Here is a 20,932-nt window from a genome sequence, read left to right on the forward strand (position 1 = left end):
CGTCGCGGGGCCGCAGGATCAGCCGGTGGTGGAGCCGGCGATGGGCGCGGAGAGTTCGACGGTCTTGCCGTTGAGGCCGGTCTTCACGAACTGCCACGTGAGGCCGTTGATGACGCCCTGGCCGAGCGGGGCGAACTGGGCGAAGGCGGGCTGGCTGAGGTCGATGTGGGTGGATTCGCAGGAGAAGCACTTGTCCCGGACCGGGACGGTGACGGTCTTGCCCTGGTAGGTGACCTTGACCGAGATGCCCTGACACAGGGGGTCGTTGTTGGGGTTGGCGGCGGTCCACCAGGCGGGGGAGACGGCGACGAGCATCTGGCTGGACGCGTTGATCTGGGTGCCGCAGGCGCCGTAGCCGGCGTCGGTGTAGTAGGTGGCCTTGCCGGTCATGGGCTGGTTGATCGGTATCGCGGCGCTGGCGGTACCGGCGGTGAGGGCGATGAGGGCGGCGGCCGCGAGCGGGGCGCCCGCGAGGATCCTGAGGTTCTTGCTGATGGCGCGCATGGTTGCCTCCGTTCGATAGCCATGGGCATGACAGACGAAAGTCGCCGAAGCCGCAAGGGAGTTCGGCGGAGCCATGCCCATCCGAGTAACGGGAACGTATGCGCTCGACATTGGTGTGGTCCAGACCTCCGCCATGTTGGCATGAACACAAGGCATGAATCTTTACCAATGCGGCCGAAGGGGCGAAGATACGTGACCGCTCCGCAACGCAGGGTGTTGACAGGCCATCACGCCCGCCTACGGAGGCTCCGTCACATGCGCACCACACTCGCCGCCCTACTCCTCGGCGCCGTCCTGATCCCGGCCACCGCCACCCCTGCCACCGCCACCCCGGCCACGGCCGCACCCACCGCCGCCGCACCCCGCGAGGTGAACCAGGGCTACAGCATCCCCGTCGGCGCCGTCACCGATCTCGGCGCCCTGCCCGTACTCGGCAGCCTCGGGCTGGACTTCGCCCGGCTCCTGGGGCAGTAGCCGGGGCCGTGGGGGATCAGAGCCGAACGCTGAACAGCCCCCCGGAGAGCGGGTGCTGGTCCGACCGGGCGGAGGTGATGTAGAGCGTCCGCCCGTCCGCCCCGCCGAAGGCGCAACTGGTCACGCGCGGCACCGGCAGCTCCACCGAGGCCAGCACCACGCCCCCCGGCGAGAGGCAGTGCACCGCCCAGCCGTCCCAGAACGCCACCCACAGGTTGCCGTCGGCGTCGAGCGTCATGCCGTCCGGTGAGCCCGGCAGGTGGGAGACGTCGAGCGAGCGGATCCGCTCGACGACCGGGCCGTGCTCGGGGTACGCGTAGAGGGCGATGCGGCGTGTCGTCGTGTCGATGTGCCAGAGCCGGTCGGGCTCCGGCCAGGCCAGGCCGTTGGGGATGTCGAGCCCGCCGAGGATCGCCCGGACGCCGCCGTCGGGCTCCAGGCGGTACAGCGATCCGGGCTCGCGCGGTTCGCCGCGCCCCATCGTGCCGGCGACCGGGCGGCCGTACGGGTCGGTCTTGCCGTCGTTCATCCGGCGGTCCGGGCGGTCGGCCTCGACGGCGGCGACCAGCGTGGTGCGGCCGGTCGCCGGGTCGAACAGCTCGAAGCCCCGCTCGGTGGCGAGCATCAGCTCTCCGTCGCCGTACGGCATCAACGTGCCGGGGGTCACGTCGAGTTCGACGGACCGGATCTCGCCCGAGGACGGCTCCAGGGTGAGCACCCGCCGGTCGGGGATGCCGATCCAGCGCAGCAGTTGTGGGCCGGGTTCCCACAGCGGGCCCTCGCCCAGGTCCACGTAGGGCGTATCGGCGACGGGTTCGGCACGCACGGCAGGGCTCTCCTCAACAGGCGTCAGCGCAGCAGGACTTCGGGCGGCAGCGCGGTCATCCCACGGTCCACGGCGGGGCGGGCGCCGCCGGCGAACGACGGTTCCTCGCTCGCCGGGAAGCCGACCGCCCGGGCGGACCTCGGCTACCCGGGCGACCTCGGCCACGCTGCCGAGCCGCCCCGGTGGGGACGACCGTAGCACCGCCGCGCTCGGCTGCGGATCCGTCCGCACCTGCCCGCTCCGCCCGACCGGAACGACGTCGGGCGCACGCGTTGGCGGCCTGCACCAGGAGGCCGACCAGGGCGCCTCCGTCTCGCACGGTGCCCGGCACTCCGTCACCTACCCCCCGGCGCACCGGCCCCGTCCCCTGACGCGGTCGCCCAGGCGCTGCGCGAGGCGGGGCAGCGGCGGCCTTCGAGGAGCGGCGCCGGTGGTTCCAGTGATCCCGGTGGTCCCGATGGCGCTTCCCCCGAAGGCCACCGGGACCACCCCCACCCGGGTTAGGCTCGGTCCGCGCGGCGTCCGTCCGCGCCACCGACCGAGGGGGAGCGTGTGATCGGGGACCTGCTGCCGGACGCCGTCGTCACCGAGGTGGCCTACGACGACCCGCCGGAGGCCCGGCTGGAGCCCGCCGAGGCGGAGGCCGTCGCCCAGGCCGTCGCCAAGCGCCGCCGCGAGTTCACCACCGTCCGCCACTGCGCCCGCACCGCCCTCACCCGCCTCGGCGTCCCCTACCGCCCGCTGGTCCCCGGCCAGCGCGGCGCCCCGAGCTGGCCCGACGGCGTCGTCGGCAGCCTCACCCACTGCGACGGCTTCCGCGCCGCCGCCGTCGCCAGGGCGGACGACCTCGCCTCGGTCGGCATCGACGCCGAGCCCGCCCTCCCGCTCCCGGACGGCGTCCTGGACGTCATCGGGCTGCCCGACGAGCGCAAGCGGATCGCCGAGCTGCTCGCCGAACACCCGGACACCCCGTGGGACCGCATCCTGTTCAGCGCCAAGGAGTCCGTCTACAAGGCGTGGTTCCCGCTGACCGGGCTGTTCCTGGACTTCAGTGAGGCCGACCTGGTCCTCTCCCCCGACGGCTCCTTCACCGCCCGCCTGCTGGTCCCCGGCCCGACGGTCGGCGACCGCCGCGTCGAGGGCTTCGACGGCCGCTGGACCGTCCGGGACGGCCTGCTCGCCACTGCCATCGCGGTGGCCCGGTAGTGCGGCCCGCCGACGACCGCACTCGGCATATCCTCGACCCCGTGACCGTGACCTATGTGATAGCCGGCGCCCGGATCCACACGCTGGAGGACTTCTGGGACGTCGTCGGGGAGACCATCGGCAGCGACGGCTACTTCGGCCGGAACCTCGACGCCTTCGCCGACTGCCTGCGCGGCGGCTACGGCACCCCCGAGGACGGCGACTACCTGATCGAGTGGCGCGACCACGAGGTCTCCCGGCGTAACCTCGGCTACCCGGAGACGGTCCGCCAGCTGGAGCTGCGGCTGGGCCACTGCCACCCCGCCAACCGCGAGCACGTCCGCGCCGACCTCGCCGCCGCCCGGGCCGGAAAGGGGCCGACGGTCTTCGACTGGCTCGTCCGGATCATCGAGGAGGAGCACCCCGGAGGCCTCCGACTGGCCTAACGCGCCGCTGGATCCTGCCAGGCCCAGCACGACAGCCCGTGCGTCAAGCCCGGCACGTCAGCCCAGCACGTCCGACAGCCGGACGAAGCGCCGCCCCGCCGCCAGCAGCCCCGGCACCGCCGCCGCCACACCGGGGGCGGTGCCGCCGCCCGGGTGGTTCATGTGGCCGATCACGATCGACCCCGGCGGGGCCGCCGCGACCTCCTGCCGCACCTCCGAGGCGCTGAGCGTCGCCCCGCCGTCGCCGTTCACGGTGAAGCCCGCGACGCGCTCCCCCAGGTCGGCGACCATGCGGGTGGCGACGTCGTCGTAGTGCGCGGTGCCGGAGCGGAAGAACCGCACCGGGTGGCCGAGCAGCCCGGCGAGCTGGTGCGCGTTGCCCACCACCTCGTCGTACACCTCGCCGACGTCGCGGGTGCCGGCGATGCCGTAGGCGGAGCGGCCGCTGACCGAGAGCGGGCGGTGGACGGTGCCGTGGTTGCCGATCTCGAAGAGCGGGTCGGCGGCGAGCCGCTCGAACACGTCCGGGTTGGCGGCGATCCAGCGGGCGTTCAGGAAGAGCGTGGCCGGGACGGAGCGCGCCCGCAGGAAGTCGATCAGTTCGGCGTCGTAGCCGTTCCCACCGGGGCCGCCGCAGGCGTCGAAGGTGAGCGCCGTCGCCCGTTCGCCGTCCGGCAGCGCGGTGATCACCCCGGCGACCTCCAGCCCCCACTCCTTCGGCGCCGTGCCGCCGTACCGGTCGACCAGCTCCGCCCGGGTCGGCTCCCGGCGCGCGGCCGGGGTGGCCGTCGCAGCCGGGGTGGCCGTCGCAGTCAGGGCAGCCGTCGCGGCCGGAGTAGCCGTCGCGGAGAGCGCCGGGGACGGATCCCCCACCCCGCCTCGTGCCGATGGCCGGCACCCCGCCAGCGCGCTCCCGGCCACCGCCGCCAACAGCACCCGCCGGCTCAGTGCCACACCCGTCTCCTCCGCGACGATCCGGTCCTCATCATCCTCAGGAGAATGAACCGACCGATCGTCGCCACGTGCAACTCGCCGCCCCGGCGCCCGTGCCCCCTTCACCGACCCGCCCCACGCCCGTGGGCCCCGGCTCGCCCCTGATGCACCGCCACCGGTGGGGAGCAGACGGACCCGCCCGCCCCGGCCCGGAGGACCCGATGCCCGCCGACCACGGCACCCAGGACAAGGCCGCCGTGACCGGCGCGGCCCGGGCGCGATCGGTCAGAGCGACGGGGTCCGCAGCGCCAGTCGTTCGCGCAGAACCTGCTCCCAGCCGGCCAGCGCCCGGTCCCGCTCGGTCCAGTGTTCCTGACGCAGCACCGGCTCGGCCGGGTGCAGCCCGCGGACGGCCAGCCAGCGCTCGGCGATCTCGCCGAGCCCGGGGTGGCAGTCCGTCTCCCGCACGTACGCGATCAGGCGGTCGCCCGCCGCCAGGGCGCCCTGCCGGGTGCCGTCCACCAGCTCGTGGAACAGCAGCGCCAGCAGCACCATCCAGCGGTCCGCGCCGCCGTGCGTCTCGGCCAGTCGCCGCTCGCCCTCCGCGAGGTGCGTGCGGACCTCGGCTGCCGTGCCGTAACCGGTCCGGGCGACCCCGCGGAAGAGGTACGTCTGCGCCACCCCGACCGCCGCCTGCATCTCCTGGTTGACCTCAAGTGCCCGGTCCAGTACGGCGATCGCCTCCAGCGGGCGGATCCAGGAGAGCACCATGCCGAGGTGCCGCCAGCCGCCGTCCCGTCCGATGCCGGCCGCCGCCAGCTCGGGATCGTCCACCTCCGCACGCAGATGGCGCTCGGCGTCCGCGAACTCCCCCTGCAGATAGCTGAACTGGCCCAACAGGTCGAGCGCCTGGGCACGGTGGAAGCCGATGGCCGAGTCGAGGTGCGCCCGCGACCAGTCCACCAGCCGTCGGCCGTCGCCGCGCAGCCACTGCACCCAGGCCAGGTCCTTCTCCGCCGTGCTGCGCAGTGGGCTCTCGACCTCCGCCGCCTGCGCGATCAGCCGTTCCGCCTCCGCGTAGCGGCCGGCCTCCTCAAGTGCCTTGCCCAGCCGGTGCCGGACGAACAGGCTGGGGTAGCCGCCGCCGGCCAGCGCCGGGTGGGCGTCGGCCCGTTCCAGCAGCTCCAGCGCGGTGGCGCGACTGCCCAGGTTGCGCTGGGCGATGCCCTGGCAGGCGAGGGCGAAGGCGGCCGTGGGGCCGTCCGCCGGGACCGGCCAGTCGGCGGTGTCGGCGAGCACCTGGGTGCCGAACCGCAGCCGCAGGCCGTAGGCGAGGTCGTAGAGCCAGTCGGGGACCTCGCCGGTCTCGGCGGTGAGCAGCCCGGCGGTGGTGAAGCCCTCGGCCAGCCGGGCGCGGTCGGCCGTGGTCGGGTCGGCGGCGGTCTCGGCCAGCTGCCCGCCGAGGTGGCCGACCATGCGCTCGGCCGCCCGGCGCCACTCGGCCGTGGACCAGGCGTCGTCGGTGTCCTGGTCGTGCGCGCGGACCGCCTCCCGGACGTATTCGTCGACCGAGTGCCGCAGCCAGCCGGTGCTCCGCTGCTGCACGATCGGGCGGGCCAGGAAGCGGCGCAGCGCACTGTCCCGGGCGTCCGGGACGGCGGCGTTCAGCAGGTCGGCGTCGAAGCCGTGCACCAGCGAGGCGGCGCGCAGCAGCGCCCGCTCCTCGCGGTCCAGGTCGCGCATGATCCGAATGAACATCTCGGCGAAGGTCCCTCCGAAATCGGCCGGTTGGGGCGTTCGTCCGTCGGCGCTGAGCTGGTCGAAGTACTCGGCCGACAGCTCCAGATACAGCGGAGCTCCGCCGGAGGCCACGATGACGGCCTCGCGGATGTCCGCAGGGATCGCGGGCTCGCCACGCCGGGTCAGCCGCAGCCTCAGGTAGGTGTCGGCGTCGGTCGGCGAGAGGCCGGTCAGCTGGTGCTGGGCGCCGTGGTAGCCGGCCACCTGGAGGTCTCCTTGCCGCTGCTGCGGGAGGGTGACGGCCAGCGTGGGCCAGTAGTTGGGGCCCGAGTAGTGGATCGCCGGGTGGTGCCGGTCGCCCCAGTCGAGCCGGTTGCGCCCGGTGGCAACGAACAGCACGTTGGGCAGCAGGTAGACCAGTCTGGCCAGCCGGTCCTCGAATCCGCCGCCCATCCGCGGGCGGCGCTCGGTCCTCTCCAGCGTGTCGAGGAAGAACACCACGTCGAGGGGGTGTCGGTGGCTGTGCTCGGCGAGGTCCCAGGAGAGCAGGGCCGGCAGGAACGGCAGCTGCTCGGCCGGGTCCTCGATTTCGGTGATCGCCTCCAGCCCCGGGCAGGTGGCGAGCAACCGGTCCCGGCGGATCCGGTCCCGTATCCTGCTGATCAGCGCGGTGACCGCCCGGCGGGCCAGGCCCGCGATCGGGATCGGCCCGAGCAGCGCGTTGAGGGTCTCGTCGATCTGCTGGGGCAGGTCGGCCACGCCGTTGAGGCGGCGCAGCGCCGAGTCACGGGAGATCACCTGGTCCAGCGGCTCGCCGGGATGGGCCCGCTGCCAGTAGACGGCGAAGGCCAGGTCGAAGGCGGGCCAGTTGCGTTCGCGTTGGCCGACGGCCGCGCGCAGCGCGATGACCAGGTTCTCCAGCTCGGCGAAGGCCGGGTCCTCGAAGTCGATCCGGCAGCCGATCCTGCGCTCGGCGGGCTGGTCGTACTCGCCGTTCCGCAACCGCTGTTCGAGGTGTTTGGACAGCCGGGTCTTGCCGATGCCGCCGAGCCCGTGGAAGACCAGCAGGTTGCGCCGCTGGGCCGGGGCGGTGGCGGTGGGTGCCGCGTGCTGCCGCAGGTCGGCGACGGCCTGGTCGAAGGCCCTGATGAGCGGCCTGCGGTCGACGAAGACGTCCGCGACCTCGATCGCCGAGCGCCGTCGGCCGTCGAACAGCCGGTCCAGCTCCATGCGGGATACCCCCTTGTCGGGGGCTGTCCTTCCCGGCCTTCGTACCGTCAAACTCCCCTCAGAGCACGTGGAATTCCTGTGCTGCGCGGCTGCGGGCGCCGGGTGCTCCGGCGGACCTGCTCCGACCCCGTCCCCGGTGGGACGGTCCGCTTCCTCACCGACGAGGGCCAGCTGCACCAGGAATCCCTGCCCACCGACGGCTCCGGCACGGTGGTGTGGCGGACGACGGCCTCGCTCGCCGCCTACGCCCGGGCCGAGGTCCGCCACCCGAAGGCGGACGGGACGCCCGGCCGGGGCAACACGATGGGCCCGGACCTCCCCTGGGGCCCGATGACGGCCCCCACCAACCCGATCGTGCTCCGCGCCGAGGACCACCAGCAGGTGGTCCGGACCAGGAGGGGGACGACTCGGGGCACCGGCGTGGACTAGGTTGATCCCCGAATGCATCAGTCGTAGGAACGAGGCGGTCGGCTGTCCGCATCCGGGTCCGACCGGCCCTTCCGCACTCCGCCCGCCTCGCCCCGGCTACCCGTCCGTCCCCGGCCCGCGAAGGGATCAGCAGCTGTGAACCGTACGACCGTAGGTGGGCCGGAGCTCGGGGGCGGCCGGGGTGCCGGCGGCGTCCTCGTCCTCGTCGACCCGTCCGGGGCCGACCAGAGCCCGGTCGCGGCCCTGCTCGCGGAGGAACTGCACCCGAGCGTCCACCTGCGCACGCACGACTTCCTGCGGGTCATCCGGCGCGGCCAGCTGCCGCCCCACCTCCCCGAGGCCGAGCGGCAGAACACCACCGCCCTCGCCGCCGCCGCACAGGCCGCCTTCGCCTACGCCACCCGCGGCTACCAGGTCATCGTCGAGTGCCCGGCCGCCCCGTCCACCCTGGACACCTTCCGCCGCGAGAGCCGCACCACCGGCACCGCCCTGCATTACGTCGTCCTCCACCCGGCCCCGGACACCGCCACCGGCCCCCACACCCTGGACACCAGCGCGCTCACCCCCGAGACCACCGCCAAGTCCATCCTCACCGCCCTCACCCACCGCACCCACCTCCTCGGCTGGTAGCCCCGCCCGCCCCCGAGGCGGGCTGCGCCTGGGCCACGCCTGGGCTACGCCCCCACCGTGCCGTCGATGGCCTCGCGGAGGAAGTCGGCGTGGCCGTTGTGGCGGGCGTACTCGTGGATCAGGTGGAGCATCACCAGGCGGAGCGAGACCTCCGCCTGCCAGCGCGGCTGGTAGCCGGTGACGTCGAGGGAGGCGGCGGCGCGCTCGATGCGGCGGGAGTGCTCGACCTCGGCCTGCCAGGCGCCGAAGGCCTCGGCACGGGTGGCGCCGGTGGCGTCGTAGGCCACCTGGTAGTCGCCGTCCTCGGACCAGACCAGCGGGACGTCCTCGCCGTCGATGACGCGCCGGAACCAGGTGCGCTCCACCTCCGCCAGGTGCCGGACCAGGCCGAGCAGGGTCAGCGTGGACGGCGGGCTGGAGCGCTGCCGCAGCTGCTCGTCGGTGAGGCCCTCGCACTTCATCGCGAGCGTCGCCCGGTGGAAGTCCAGGAAGGCGCGCAGCATCTCGCGCTCGCCACCGGTCAGCGGCGGGGCGGGGCGTTCGTCGGTGTTCACGGAATCGTTTCTCCTCTGGCTGTGGAATCCTCGCGGACTGTAGCGAACCGATCGCCCTGCCTGACAACGCATTTCACTCCCGGCGGCGAGGCGGCGCGGACCCCCTCCGCCACCCAGTAGCATCCACCCCGAGACCGTCACTCGCCGTGTTCGGACGCATACCGGTTTGGGTACGTACCTCGGCGCGCCCGAGGGCCGGGCGACCACAGACCAGGAGACCCAGCGACCCATGGACCAGAACCGCATCCCCCCGACCGTCCGCCGGACCTACGGCGCCGGCGATCTGTCCCAAGCTGCCAGCTTCGCAGGCGGGTTCATCAACTTCGGCTACTGGCAGGGCATGGACCTCACCGCCCCCACCGCAGAGGACCGGGTGCACAGTCAGGAGCAGCTCTACCGCCGGGTCCTGCGCGCGTTCCCGGAGCCACACCAACACCTGCGCCTGGCCGAGGTCGGCTGCGGACGCGGACTCGGCGCCGCCCTCGCGCTGCGCGAGTTCCGGTTCGCCGCCGTCACCGGGGTCGACATCCACCCCGACCAGATCGAACGCGCCCGCGCCGTCAACGCCAAGGCCCTGGCCACCTACCCCGATCGGCTCGCCTACACCCTCGGTTCCGCTGACGAACTGCCCTTCGCCGACGCCTCCTTGGACGGCGTCTACTCCGTCGAGGCCGCCCAGCACTTCCGCGAACTCACCGGCTTCGCCCGCGAGGCCGCCCGCGTGCTACGCCCAGGCGGCCGACTCGTCGTCACCACCTTCTTCGCCACCGACGGCCCCGACATCGCCGAACGCCTCAGCATCCTCCTCGCCAGCTTCGCCGACGGCCTCGACGTCCCCCACCCGCTCACCACCTTCACCAGCGACCTCACCGCCGCCGGCTTCACCGCCGTCACCACCGAGACCATCGGCCCCGACGTCTGGCCCGGCCTCGACCGCTATCTCACCGAGACCGTCCCACCCGGCCACTGGACCCGCAACTTCCTCCCCGCCTGGCACAACGGCCTCCTCGACTACCACGTCATCACCGCCCACCGCCCCTGACCCGCCACTCCCATCAGCGTGCCGACCTGCCCGCCGCCACGGCAGGACGGCACGCGCCGGGCGGCCGGCACGCCCATGCTGGTAGCCTGGTAAGGACGTTGATCTTTTCTTGAGGAGACCGGACATGGTGGTGGACGACGACATCTCCGGGTGACACCCGGACCCGACAGGCCACCGGCCGGTGCGTGGAAGCACCGCTGCCGTGGCCTCGCTGTCGTCCCCTCTTCCCCCTTGTCCACCGCCGGGGCAGAAGTGTCATGCCTGCCCCCTCCCCGCGAGGTCACCTCCATGTCCGGCGTTTCCGGCGTTTCCGTCGTCTGCTCGAACCTGTCCTTCGCCTGGCCCGACGACACCCCCGTCTTCCAGGACCTGTCCTTCACCGTCGGCTCCGGCCGCACCGGCCTCGTCGCGCCCAACGGCGCGGGCAAGAGCACGCTGCTCAAGCTCATCGCCGGCGCCCTGCGGCCCGGCACCGGATCGGTCTCCGTCACCGGCACCCTCGGTTACCTCCCGCAAAGCCTCCCCCTGACCGGCAGTCTGACCGACAACCCCACCGACAACCCCACCGTCGCCGAACTACTGGGCGTCGCCGCGACCATCCGGGCCATCGACGCCGTGGAGTCCGGGGACGTCGACGAGAAGCACTTCACGACCATCGGCGACGACTGGGACATCGAGGAACGCACCCGCGCCCAGTTGGACCGCCTCGGCCTGGCCGGCCTCACCCTGGACCGCACGCTGAGCACCCTCAGCGGCGGCCAGGTCATCTCCCTCGGCCTCGCCGCCCAGTTGCTGAAGCGGCCGGACGTGCTGCTGCTCGACGAGCCCACCAACAACCTCGACCTCGACGCCCGGCACCGGCTCTACGACGCGCTGGAGGACTTCCACGGCTGCCTGCTCCTGGTCAGCCACGACCGCGCCCTGCTCGACCGCATGGAGCGCATCGCCGAACTCGACCGCGGCGAACTCCACTTCTACGGCGGCAACTTCACCGCGTACGAGGAGGCCGTGCGGGCCGGGCAGGAGGTCGCCGAGAAGAACGTCCGCACCGCCGAGCAGGAGCTGAAGCGGGAGAAGCGGGAGATGCAGCTGGCCCGCGAGCGGGCCGAACGCCGGCAGAGCAACGCCGCCCGCAACCTGAAGAACGCCGGTCTGCCCCGCATCTTCGCCGGCACCATGAAGCGGGGCGCGCAGGAGTCCGCCGGGCGGGCCGGCCAGCTGCACGCCGGCCGGGTCGGCGAGGCGAAAGCCCGGCTGGACGAGGCCGGGCGCGCGCTGCGCGAGGAGCAGCGCCTCACGCTGGACCTGCCCGACACCACCGTGCCCGCCGGACGCACCCTGTTCCTCGGCGAGCAGCTCCGCGTCCGGCTCGGCGACCAGGACGTGTTCACCGGTCGCGGTGTCGACCTGACCATCCGCGGCCCGGAACGCATCGCGCTGACCGGCCCCAACGGCGCCGGGAAGAGCACGCTGCTGCGCCTGCTGAACGGCGACCTGGCCCCGGAGGGCGGGGAGATCAAGCGGGCCGACGGACGCATCGCCTACCTCTCGCAGCGCCTCGACCTGCTGGACCTGGACGGTACGGTCGCCGAGAACTTGGCCGAGTACGCGCCGGAGCGGCCCGAGGCCGAGCGGATGAACCTGCTCGCCCGCTTCCTCTTCCGGGGTGCCCGCGCCCACCTGCCCGTCGGGGTGCTCTCCGGCGGCGAGCGGCTGCGCGCCACCCTGGCCTGCGTCCTGTGCGCGGAGCCGGCCCCGCACCTGCTGCTCCTGGACGAGCCGACGAACAACCTCGACCTCGTCAGCGCGGGCCAGTTGGAGAGCGCCCTGAACTCCTACCGGGGGGCCTTCGTGGTGGTCAGCCACGACGAGCGGTTCCTCCGCGAGATCGGTGTGAACCGGTGGGTGCGGCTGGCCGGCGGCGAGCTGAAGGAGACGGGGGCGCCCGAGGTGTGAGCCGACGCCGGGTCGGCCTGGCCGACGGCACACGGCCCCGGGGCCGTCGGCGGTTTCTATGGGTCGTTGCAACACGTGGTCGGTTTGATCAGGCCGCGATGAGTTTGTGCAGGCGCTCGGCTGGGGTTTCCCAGCCGAGCGTTTTGCGTGGGCGGCCGTTGAGTTCGGCGGCGACGGCGGCGAGGTGTTCCGGACCGCGGGAGGACAGGTCGGTGCCCTTGGGGAAGTACTGGCGCAGCAGCCCATTGACGCTTCCATGTCAAGCAGCGAGCTGATGTTGGGTGATGTGGTGCTGCCGGGTGGCTCGGTCTCTGGTCATTGCGCGGTGAATGACGTCGATCAGGTGTCGCTTGAGGATGCGCCGGGCGCCGCGGGCGCCCTTGGTGGGCTCATGGCGTGCCAGCAGTTCTCGGGCTCCGGGTGGAACCGCTGTTGGACGATGGATGCGGTGTAGAGCACGCTGTTGAGCCGGCGGTTGCCGCCGCGGTGCAGGCGGTGGCGCTCCTTGTCCGAGGAGTAGACCGGGATCGGGGCGCATCCGGTGTAGCGGGCGAGCTTGGCCGCGTTGGCGAAGCGGGTGATGTCACCGATCCCGCCCGGCCACGGCCACGGGCCCCGGTCAACCCTCGACGCCCGGCGGGCGGTGCGCCACACTCTCCCCAGCAGCATCCGCGCTCCCAACGCACCGGCACGACGTCACGATCCACCGCCACATCGGAGAGCCACACGGTGACCACTCGTCAACTGCTGGAGATCGTCTTCTCGTCCGGCCGGTCCGGCGCCGGACCCGCCACCTGGGGCCAACAGGCCGTCCGGGACGCCGTGAGCCGACTGGCCCCGGCCGACGTGCCGCGGTACAACATCGCCACCGCGGCTCCGCTCGACCCCGGGCTGCCACTGCCCGCCCTGCTCGACGGCCTGGAGCGGCTGCTGCACCTGCACGACTCCCTGCACACCCGGCTGGTGCCGAGCGAGGACGGTCGGCTGCTCCAAGTGCTGGACGGGGAGGGCCGGTTGGACGTCGAGGTCCGACCCTGCGCGGAGGGGTGCGACCCGGCACAGGCGGGCGGCCGACTGCACGACGAACTCGCGGCGCAGCCGTTCGACACCGCCGTGCAGTGGCCGATCCGGGTCGGTGTGGTGGAGGCGGGCGGGTTGGCCCGGTACGTGAGCCTGGTACTCTCGCACACCGCGGTCGACGGCACGGGGATGAACCGCCTGGTGGCGGACCTGACCGCGCTCTGCCTGGGCACCTCGCCGGACGAGCTGGCCAAGCGGCGCGAGCCTGGCCAACAGCCCCTGGAGGAAGCGGAGTTCCAGGTGTCGGAGCGTGGGCAGCGGCGGGACGCGGGCGCCCGCAAGCAGTTCCTGCGCAAGCTCCGGTCGGGCCCGGCCCGACTGTTTCCGCAGCCGTCCGGGCCTGCCGACGCGTTCCCGAACGCCGTGCTGCGCTCGCCGGCGTTGCCCGGCGCGGTGGAACGCGTGGCGGCCGCCCACCGGGTGAGCTCCTCCTCGGTGCTGCTGGCGGCGACGGCCGCGATGACGGCCCGACTGTCGGGTTCGGCGGAGGCGGTGCTGAACGTCGTGGTCAGCAACCGCTTCCTGCCCGGGCTGACCAACGCGGTGAGCGTGGTCGCGGGCGACGGCCTGTTCCATCTCCCGGACGCCACCGCCGAGTTCGGCGACGTCGTCCGGCGCACGCACGCTGCCGCGATCGGCACCTACCGCCACGCCTACTACGACAGGCTCCGGTTGGACGCCGAGATCGGGCGGCTCGCCGCCGAGGGCGCCCCGCTCGCCGACCGGTCCTGCGTCTTCAACGACACCCGCGAGCTGGTTCCGGCCGCTCCCGGCACCGACACCGGCGGCGACCGGACCACCCTGACCTGGCCGGTGGAGTTCGAACCGCGCCCCGGCCTGACCTACGCCCTGGACGCGCTGCAGTCCCCGGACGCGCTCAGCCTGACCATGACGGCCGACCCGGCCGTGCTCCCGCGCCCGGCGATGGAGCGCTTCCTGTACGGGATCGAGGAGTTGATCGTCACCGAGGCCCGCGCCGCCGAAGCGGGCTGACCCCGGTACCCGACACCTGCCGGACCGCGTCGCCGTGGCCCCGACGACGCGGATCCGGGCCGCCGCGGAGACGGCACGCCGCCGACTCCTCCGCACGGCGGGCGAGCGCCGGCCCCCGTATGCCGGCCGACCCCCCGCCGCTACGCTGGCCCCATGCGGATCCTCGTCCTCGGCGGCACCTCCTTCGTCGGCCGCGCGATCACCGACCACGCCCTGCGCGACGGTGCCGAGGTCACCCTGTTCAACCGCGGCCGGGCCAACCCCGGTCTCTTCCCCACCGCCACCCACCTCATCGGCGACCGCGACACCGGCGACCACACCGCCCTGCGCGACGGCCGCTGGGACGCGGTGGTGGACGTCAGCGGCTACCGCCCCCGCCAGGTCGACCAGGCGATGGCCGCACTCGGCGACCGGGTCGGCCGCTACCTGTTCATCTCCAGCCACGCGGTGTACGAGCGGACCGGCCTCGCCCCCGGCTCGGACGAGTCCGCCCCGCGCCGCGCACCGCTGCGCGACGCCGAGCAGCTGACCGAGGAGACGTACGGCCGGCTCAAGGTCGCCTGCGAGGACGCCGTCACCGCCCGCTACGGCGACCGGGCGACGATCGTGCGGCCCGGAAAGGTCGCCGGCCCCCACGACGACCAGCGCGGGCTCACCTACTGGGCCCGCCGGGCCGCCCGGGGCGGGCGGGTCGCGCTGCCGGGGCGGCCGGAGCAGCCCGTCCAGGTGGTCGACGTCCGTGACCTGGCCCGGCTGGTGGTCCGGCTGCTCCAGGACGACCGGGCGGGCGCCTTCCACGCCGTCGGCCCGGCCGAGCCGACCACGCTGGGCCGGCTGATCGCCACCTGCGCCGAGGTGGCGGGCACCGAGGTGGAGGTCGTCCCGGTGCCGCCGCAGAGCGCGCCGCCGCCGTTCTTCCCGCTGGTCCGCGCCGAGCCGCTCTGGCCCGGCCAACAGCGCAGCGCCGCCCGGGCGCGCGCGGCCGGGCTGCCGGCGACCCCGCTCGCGGTCACCGCCGCCGACGTGCTCGCCTGGGACCGGGCGCGCGGCGAACCTCCGCTCGGCCACGGCTTCACGCCCGAGCAGGAGGCCCGGGTGCTGGCCGAGTCGGCGGGCCCACGGTGACCGCCGACCCGCGCGTCACCCCGATGCGCCCCGAGCACGCCGAGGCCGTGCTGGCCGTCTTCCAGGCGGGCATCGACAGCGGAAACGCCACCTTCGAGACCAGTGCGGCCGACTGGACGGCCTTCGACGCGGCCCGCCTCCCGCTCCACCGCCTGGTCGCCCTCGACCACTCCCCCCTCGACCGCCCCCTCCTCGACGACGGTCCCCTCGACCACTCCCCGGCGCCCCGCGGCCGCGTCCTCGGCTGGGCCGCCGTGTCCCGGGTCTCCGCCCGCGCCGCCTACGCGGGCGTGGTCGAGCACTCCGTGTACGTGGATCCCGCCGCGCAGGGCCGGGGCGTCGGGCGGGCGCTGCTCGACGCGCTGCTCGCGTCCACCGACGCCGCCGGGATCTGGACCGTGCAGTCCGGCATCTTCCCGGAGAACACCGCCGGCCTCGCCCTCCACCGGCGCGCGGGCTTCCGCGTGGTCGGCACCCGCGAGCGGATCGGCCGGCTGCACGGCCGCTGGCGCGACGTCGTCCTGGTCGAACGCCGAAGCCCGGCCGTCGGCTGAGCCCGACCACCCCGTCCTGACCAGTTGTCAGTGGCACACGCTATGGTCGGCCCCGAACGATCCCACCAGCACCTGCACCAGCGCCACCAGGGGGCACCATGACCTCGCACCGCACCACCGCGCAGAGCACCGGCCCACGCACCACCCCGCCCGGAGCGCCGCTGAGCACCGCCGATCTCGCCGAGGGCTGGCGACGGGTCGGCGTCCGCGAGGGCATGGCGGTGATCGTGCACTCCTCGCTCTCCAGCCTCGGCCGGGTCGACGGCGGCGCCGCGGCCGTGGTGGCCAGCCTGCGCGAGGCGGTCGGGCCCGGCGGCACGGTCGCGGTGCCCACCTTCACCGGCGATGTCGTCAACGACCCGGCGCCGGAGCACACCGGCCTTCCGAGCCCCGAGATCGCCGAACGGCGGGCCGCCGTCCCGCTGTTCCACGCCGGGCTCCCCTCCCGGATGGGCGCCGTCCCGGAGGCGCTGCGCGCGCTGCCGGAGAGCCTGCGCAGCACACATCCGCAGGCCTCGGTCGCCGCGGTCGGGGCGCACGCCCGGGAGGTCACCGCCCGCCGCTCACTGGGCTTCGCGGTCGGTCGCGAGTCGCCCTTCGGCGCGCTGCACGATCTCGGCGGGTACGTGCTGCTGATCGGCGTCGGGCACAACCGCAACACCTTCCTGCACTACGCGGAGACCTTCGCGCCCAACCGCCGGCTCAAGCTCCGCCGCTTCCCGATGGCGATCCAGGGCGAGCGGGTCTGGATCGAGGCGCCCGACGTGGGCAACGACAACAACACCCACTTCCCCGTCGTGGGGCGGGAGTTCGAGGAGCAGGCGGGCATCCGCGAGGTGCTGGTCGGCAGCGCGCCCTGCCGGCTGATCCCGGTCCGGGAGCTCATACCCTTCGCCGTCCGCCGCCTCACCGAGCTGCTGGCGGCCGACGACCCCGGAGCGGTGTAGCCCGATCGACCGCCCGCTTCCTCAAGCGGCCGACCGGACCACACCCGTCACCAGGTCACCTGCTCACCTGCTCACCTGCTCACCTCAGACGCGCCGGACCTCAATGCTCCGCGTCGTGCAGCGAGTTGGTCTCCTGGATCTTCTTCCAGGACTTCGGCTCCACCGGCAGCTGCCCGTCGGCCCGACCCGCGTCCGCCCCCGGCGCCAGCGAGGCCGCCGCGGCCGCCCCGGCGGGCGCCGGCCCGGTGGCCGGCTTGGCCGCCGTGAACAGCCAGGTGGTGAAGAGGTCCCCGAGCTTCTTCCCGGAGATCTTCTCCGCGTACGCCTGGAAGTCCTGGACGGTGGCGTTGCCGTAGCGGTGCTCGGCCGGCCAGCCCTTCAGGATCCGGAAGAACGCGTCGTCCCCGACGGCGTTGCGCAGTGCCTGGATGGCCACCGCGCCCCGGTCGTAGACGGCGTTCGAGAACTGGTCGGCCGCGCCCGGGTCGCCCGGCTTGACGCTCCAGAACGCGTCGTCGGCCGGGTGCGAGGCGTAGACGTAGTCGGCGAGCTCCTGCGCCGTGCCCTCGTTCTCGTGCTCGGACCAGAGGAACTGCGCGTACCGGGCGAAGCCCTCGTTCAGCCAGATGTCGCTCCAGCGCGAGACCGAGACGCTGTCGCCGTACCACTGGTGGGCCAGCTCGTGCACGACGACGGAGGTGTTGGTGCCTCGCGCGAACTGCCGGGGGCTGTAGAAGACCCGGGTCTGGGTCTCCAGGGCGAAGCCGGTCTTGACGTTGGGCACGTAGCCGCCGACCGAGCTGAACGGGTAGTCGCCGAAGTAGCCGCTCAGCCAGTCGACCAGCTCACCGGTGCGCTCGACGCTGGCCTTGGCCGCGTCGGAGTTCTCGCCGAGGTCCTTGCTGTACGCGTTGTAGACGGGCAGCCCGCTCGGCGTGGTGTCGGTCGTGACGTCGAACTTGCCGACCGCGAGGGTGGCCAGGTAGGTCGCCTGCGGCTTGTTCTCGCGCCAGCTGTAGCGGGTCCAGCCGGCCTGGGAGGTGGCGCCGGTCAGGACGCCGTTGCTGATCACCTGGTTGCCGTCCGGCACCTGGACCGAGACGTCGAAGGTGGCCTTGTCGCTCGGGTGGTCGTTGCTCGGGAACCACCACCACGCCGACTCGGGCTCGCCGGCCGCCACCGCGCCGTCCGGCGTGCGCAGCCAGGCGGTGAAGCCGTACTTCTTCACGGTGGACGGGACGCCCTTGTAGCGGACCACCACGGTGGCCTGGCTGCCCTTGGCGAGCGGCCGGGCGAGCGTGATCTCCAGTTCCTGCTCACCGCTGGTGGCGAAGGTCGCCGGGCGCCCGTTGACCCGGACCTCCTGGACGTTCAGCGCGAAGTCCAGGTTGAACCGGGAGAGGTTCTCGGTCGCCGTGGCGAGGATGGTGGTGGTGCCCTCAAGTTCGTCGGTGGCGGGCTGGTATTTCAGCCGGATGTCGTAGTGCGAGACGCGGTACCCGCCGTTTCCGTAGGTCGGGTAGTACGAGTCGCCGACCCCGGCCGCGCCGGGTTGGAAGTCGGTCGCCGAGGCGGGGACGGCCAGGAACAGGCTCAGGGCGCTGGCGGCAGAGACGATCAGCCTCTTGCGCACGTGGTCCTCCAGGGTCACTGGGACGATGGGTCGGATCGATCCTTGTCCCGGTGACCCCGGATCCACTCCCTGACAGTGAGATGTTCATGAAAAGAAACAGGCCGAAATGGCACCGCCGCGACGCCGTCACACGCCACACCGGCCCCGCACGCCCCGGCAGCCCCTCACCCCCCTGCCGTCGACCCTGCCGCCGGCCCCCCGCCGCCACCCCCTGCCGCCGTCACCCTCCGAGCGCCACCGGCGCCCGCACCAGCGAGCCGTACTCCGTCCACGAGCCGTCGTAGTTCTTGACGTGCGGGTACCCCAGCAGCTCGGTGAGCGTGAACCAGGTGTGCGCGGAGCGCTCGCCGATCCGGCAGTACGCGATCACCTCGCGCTCCGGCTCCACGCCCTTCCCCCCGTACAGCGCCCGCAGCTCCTCCGCCGAGCGGAACGACCCGTCGTCGTTGGCCGCCTGCGACCAGGGGACGTTGACCGCGCCGGGGATGTGCCCGGGCACCTGCGCCTGCTCCTGCGGCAGGTGCGGCGGCGCGATCAGCTCGCCCCGGTACTCGGCGGGCGAGCGGACGTCGACCAGCACCGCGTCCGAGCCGGGCTTGGCGAACACCTCGGCCTTGCGGAGCACTTCGTCCCGCAGCGCCCGCAGCTCCGGGCGCTCGGGCCCGGTCAGCCGGTAGGTGGTGTGCTGGTAGTCCATCACCTCTTCGGTGAGCCCGCGCCCCTCCAGCTCCCACTTCTTCCGCCCGCCGTCCAGCAGCCGCACCGGCCCGAAGCCGCGCAGCCGCAGCAGCCAGTAGGCGTACGCGGCGAACCAGTTGTTGTTGCCGCCGTAGAGCACCACGGTGGTGTCGTCCTCCACCCCGGCCGCTCGCAACAGGTGCTGGACGCCCTCCCGGTCGGCGTAGTCGCGGCCGACCCGGCTGTGCAGGTCGGTCGTCCAGTTCCAGCCGACCGCGCCGGGGATGTGGTCCCGGTCGTAGGCGGTGGTGTCCTCGTCCACCTCGACGACCCGGATCGTCCCGTCGTCCAGGTGGTGGGCCAGCCACTCGGTGCGGACCAGCGCCTCGGGGTGTGCGTAGCCGTTGCCGGTCATCGCAGGCCCTCCTTCACTCTGCCCAGGCTGCGGCACCCGACCACGGGCACGAGGAGGCGCCGGCGACCGGGCCGGACAGTTCGAAATTACGCCGACCGTCCGACCCGGGCCACTCCGCGGTCCCGGCGGCTCAGGAGAAGACGACCGAGCGCAGCTTCAGCCGGTCGCCGAGCTTCTTGCCGGGGTTCATGACGTAGAAGACATCGCCCGAGCAGTGCTCGTCGAGGAACACCGTGGCCGTCGACTTGGTGAGGTTCTCGGGTGCGAAGCCCGGGTGGTCCTCAGTGGTCCCGAACAGATCGATGCACACCCGGCTCTCCGGGTCGGCCAGCCCGGCCAACACACCGGGCCCGACCTTGTACAGGAATTCACCGGTGGCGGCATTGGCCGACATCGGCACGGCGAGGACGAGGGCGACGGCGCTGGCGACGGCGAGCGCGGCATTGCGGAGACGCATGCGTGAGGGCCTTTCAGGTGGTACTCGGTGGTACCTGGTGAGTTGGTGCGAGATCACCCTAGAGGCCCAAAATTCGCAGAAACGGTTCTTCCAATCCACCCTTTCGAGTGGTTTGAAAGGCAAAGCCGCCACCCCGCCATCTCTTCGCATCCACTTGATGTCGGCGGAGCAACCCGCTCAGTTCGGCGGGGCCGTGAACAAGTACCCCGAGTCGAGCAGCACCGGCAGGTACGCCTTCAGCGCCGCCACCGTCTGCGAGCGGTCCCCACCGCCGTCGTGGTTGAGCACGATGGACCCGGGCCGGACGTTCTTGAGGACCCGCTCGGTGATCGCCGAGGTCCCGGGCCTGGCCCAGTCCCGCGGGTCCACCGACCAGCACATCGGCCGCATCCCGAGCTCGGCGCTCACCTTGAGCGTGACCGCCGGCCAGTCCCCGCCGGGCGACCGGAACCAGGTCGGCTGGCGACCGGTGGTCCGGTGCAGCAGGTCGGAGGTGCGTTCCAGTTCGTCCCGCACCTGGCCCTCGGACATGTGCCGCAGGTCGGGATGGGTCCAGGTGTGGTTGGCGATGTGGTGGCCGTGGTCGGCGATCTCCCGCACCAGGGCCGGGTGCTCGACGGCGTTCTCGCCGATCAGGAAGAAGGTCGCCCGGATCCCGTGCTGCTGGAGCAGCGCCAGCACGGTCGGCGTGTACCGGGGGTCCGGCCCGTCGTCGATGGTGAGCGCCACCGCCCGCCGGCCCGGGTCGAGTTCGTACAACGGCTTGGCTTCCGCCGCCGTGAGCACCCGGTGGACGGGCTCCGTGTTCGGCGCGGGGGCGGAGGGCGGCGGACTGCTGGGGAGCGGCGAGGGCGTCTTGGAGGGGGTGGCCGGAGCGGCGCCCGGCTTCCCCTCCCCGCCCGCCGAACCCGCCGTGGTCGCCGTGGCGCCCGCGGCGGCGTCCGGGGTGGCGCCGTCCCCGCTGCTCCAGGGGCTCCGGCAGCCGGCCGCCCCGAGCAGGGACATCCCGGCCGCGACCAGCAACAATCGACGGGAAGGCATTCGAGATGAAATCTGATGATCTGACAGCATTCTGAATGCTTCCCCCGCGCACCACCGTCG

The 20,932-nt window shown here is 73.1% G+C and carries 21 protein-coding genes and 1 pseudogene; 11 read left to right on the top strand and 11 right to left on the bottom strand.

The window, feature by feature from the left end; all coding sequences use genetic code 11:
* Positions 1–18: 18 nt before the first annotated feature.
* Complete coding sequence (locus tag ACIO5E_RS27000; protein WP_400672458.1) at positions 19–504, bottom strand: cysteine/serine endopeptidase inhibitor; 486 nt, start codon at positions 502–504, stop codon at positions 19–21.
* 255 nt (positions 505–759) lie between these two features.
* Here ACIO5E_RS27000 and ACIO5E_RS27005 point away from each other — a divergent pair, with 255 nt between their 5' ends.
* Positions 760–978, top strand: a complete 219-nt coding sequence (locus ACIO5E_RS27005) for a hypothetical protein (RefSeq protein WP_400672461.1) — start codon at positions 760–762, stop codon at positions 976–978.
* A 16-nt stretch (positions 979–994) separates the two neighbouring features.
* Here the strand turns inward: ACIO5E_RS27005 and ACIO5E_RS27010 are convergent, their stop codons facing one another.
* Positions 995–1,804, bottom strand: a complete 810-nt coding sequence (locus ACIO5E_RS27010) for an SMP-30/gluconolactonase/LRE family protein (RefSeq protein WP_400672463.1) — start codon at positions 1,802–1,804, stop codon at positions 995–997.
* A gap of 552 nt (positions 1,805–2,356) precedes the next feature.
* Between ACIO5E_RS27010 and ACIO5E_RS27015 the strand changes: the two genes are divergently transcribed.
* On the top strand, positions 2,357–3,010 hold the full coding sequence (locus ACIO5E_RS27015; RefSeq protein ID WP_400672465.1) for a 4'-phosphopantetheinyl transferase: 654 nt from the start codon (positions 2,357–2,359) through the stop codon (positions 3,008–3,010).
* A gap of 41 nt (positions 3,011–3,051) precedes the next feature.
* Positions 3,052–3,435, top strand: coding sequence for a barstar family protein (locus ACIO5E_RS27020; protein WP_400672467.1), 384 nt, complete (start codon positions 3,052–3,054; stop codon positions 3,433–3,435).
* A gap of 57 nt (positions 3,436–3,492) precedes the next feature.
* On the opposite strand, the gene ACIO5E_RS27025 is transcribed toward ACIO5E_RS27020, so the two are convergent.
* Both ACIO5E_RS27025 and ACIO5E_RS27030 read right to left on the bottom strand, forming a co-directional pair.
* Complete coding sequence (locus ACIO5E_RS27025; protein ID WP_400672470.1) at positions 3,493–4,389, bottom strand: polysaccharide deacetylase family protein; 897 nt, start codon at positions 4,387–4,389, stop codon at positions 3,493–3,495.
* A 264-nt stretch (positions 4,390–4,653) separates the two neighbouring features.
* Complete coding sequence (locus ACIO5E_RS27030; protein ID WP_400672472.1) at positions 4,654–7,338, bottom strand: hypothetical protein; 2,685 nt, start codon at positions 7,336–7,338, stop codon at positions 4,654–4,656.
* A gap of 78 nt (positions 7,339–7,416) precedes the next feature.
* On the opposite strand from ACIO5E_RS27030, the gene ACIO5E_RS27035 reads away from it, so the two are divergent.
* Together ACIO5E_RS27035 and ACIO5E_RS27040 are read left to right on the top strand one after the other, a co-directional pair.
* Positions 7,417–7,767, top strand: coding sequence for a hypothetical protein (locus ACIO5E_RS27035; protein WP_400672475.1), 351 nt, complete (start codon positions 7,417–7,419; stop codon positions 7,765–7,767).
* 135 nt (positions 7,768–7,902) lie between these two features.
* Positions 7,903–8,397, top strand: coding sequence for an ATP-binding protein (locus ACIO5E_RS27040; RefSeq protein ID WP_400672478.1), 495 nt, complete (start codon positions 7,903–7,905; stop codon positions 8,395–8,397).
* A gap of 44 nt (positions 8,398–8,441) precedes the next feature.
* On the opposite strand, the gene ACIO5E_RS27045 is transcribed toward ACIO5E_RS27040, so the two are convergent.
* Positions 8,442–8,900, bottom strand: coding sequence for a DinB family protein (locus ACIO5E_RS27045; protein ID WP_400672968.1), 459 nt, complete (start codon positions 8,898–8,900; stop codon positions 8,442–8,444).
* 280 nt (positions 8,901–9,180) lie between these two features.
* On the opposite strand from ACIO5E_RS27045, the gene ACIO5E_RS27050 reads away from it, so the two are divergent.
* Together ACIO5E_RS27050 and abc-f are read left to right on the top strand one after the other, a co-directional pair.
* On the top strand, positions 9,181–9,993 hold the full coding sequence (locus ACIO5E_RS27050; RefSeq protein WP_400672481.1) for a class I SAM-dependent methyltransferase: 813 nt from the start codon (positions 9,181–9,183) through the stop codon (positions 9,991–9,993).
* Between the two features lie 288 nt (positions 9,994–10,281).
* Entirely contained in the window at positions 10,282–11,949 is a 1,668-nt protein-coding gene (abc-f, locus tag ACIO5E_RS27055) for a ribosomal protection-like ABC-F family protein (protein WP_400672484.1), read from the top strand.
* A gap of 88 nt (positions 11,950–12,037) precedes the next feature.
* Here abc-f and ACIO5E_RS27060 read toward each other — a convergent pair.
* Positions 12,038–12,202, bottom strand: a pseudogene (locus tag ACIO5E_RS27060) (IS30 family transposase); the annotation flags it as partial.
* 86 nt (positions 12,203–12,288) lie between these two features.
* Entirely contained in the window at positions 12,289–12,618 is a 330-nt protein-coding gene (locus ACIO5E_RS27065; RefSeq protein WP_400672486.1) for a transposase, read from the bottom strand.
* A 60-nt stretch (positions 12,619–12,678) separates the two neighbouring features.
* Between ACIO5E_RS27065 and ACIO5E_RS27070 the strand changes: the two genes are divergently transcribed.
* The 4 genes from ACIO5E_RS27070 to ACIO5E_RS27085 all read left to right on the top strand — a co-directional run bounded on the left by ACIO5E_RS27070 (position 12,679) and on the right by ACIO5E_RS27085 (position 16,648).
* Entirely contained in the window at positions 12,679–14,022 is a 1,344-nt protein-coding gene (locus tag ACIO5E_RS27070; protein WP_400672488.1) for a condensation domain-containing protein, read from the top strand.
* A 153-nt stretch (positions 14,023–14,175) separates the two neighbouring features.
* Positions 14,176–15,147: an NAD-dependent epimerase/dehydratase family protein gene (locus ACIO5E_RS27075; protein WP_400672491.1), complete on the top strand. Its 972-nt coding sequence runs from the start codon at positions 14,176–14,178 to the stop codon at positions 15,145–15,147.
* Positions 15,148–15,170: 23 nt separating this feature from the next.
* Positions 15,171–15,701 carry a GNAT family N-acetyltransferase gene (locus ACIO5E_RS27080; RefSeq protein ID WP_400672971.1) on the top strand — a complete coding sequence of 177 codons (531 nt, stop codon included), beginning with the start codon at positions 15,171–15,173 and terminating at the stop codon, positions 15,699–15,701.
* A 98-nt stretch (positions 15,702–15,799) separates the two neighbouring features.
* Complete coding sequence (locus tag ACIO5E_RS27085; protein ID WP_400672494.1) at positions 15,800–16,648, top strand: aminoglycoside N(3)-acetyltransferase; 849 nt, start codon at positions 15,800–15,802, stop codon at positions 16,646–16,648.
* A 100-nt stretch (positions 16,649–16,748) separates the two neighbouring features.
* Here the strand turns inward: ACIO5E_RS27085 and ACIO5E_RS27090 are convergent, their stop codons facing one another.
* The 4 genes from ACIO5E_RS27090 to ACIO5E_RS27105 form a co-directional block, all read right to left on the bottom strand.
* On the bottom strand, positions 16,749–18,281 hold the full coding sequence (locus ACIO5E_RS27090; protein WP_400672497.1) for a M1 family metallopeptidase: 1,533 nt from the start codon (positions 18,279–18,281) through the stop codon (positions 16,749–16,751).
* Between the two features lie 220 nt (positions 18,282–18,501).
* Complete coding sequence (locus ACIO5E_RS27095; RefSeq protein WP_400672499.1) at positions 18,502–19,374, bottom strand: sulfurtransferase; 873 nt, start codon at positions 19,372–19,374, stop codon at positions 18,502–18,504.
* A 130-nt stretch (positions 19,375–19,504) separates the two neighbouring features.
* Positions 19,505–19,831, bottom strand: a complete 327-nt coding sequence (locus ACIO5E_RS27100) for a hypothetical protein (RefSeq protein ID WP_400672501.1) — start codon at positions 19,829–19,831, stop codon at positions 19,505–19,507.
* 177 nt (positions 19,832–20,008) lie between these two features.
* Positions 20,009–20,872 carry a polysaccharide deacetylase family protein gene (locus ACIO5E_RS27105; protein WP_400672503.1) on the bottom strand — a complete coding sequence of 288 codons (864 nt, stop codon included), beginning with the start codon at positions 20,870–20,872 and terminating at the stop codon, positions 20,009–20,011.
* Positions 20,873–20,932 lie beyond the last annotated feature (60 nt).

Source organism: Kitasatospora sp. NPDC087314 (assembly GCF_044744365.1).
Taxonomy (GTDB): domain Bacteria; phylum Actinomycetota; class Actinomycetes; order Streptomycetales; family Streptomycetaceae; genus Kitasatospora.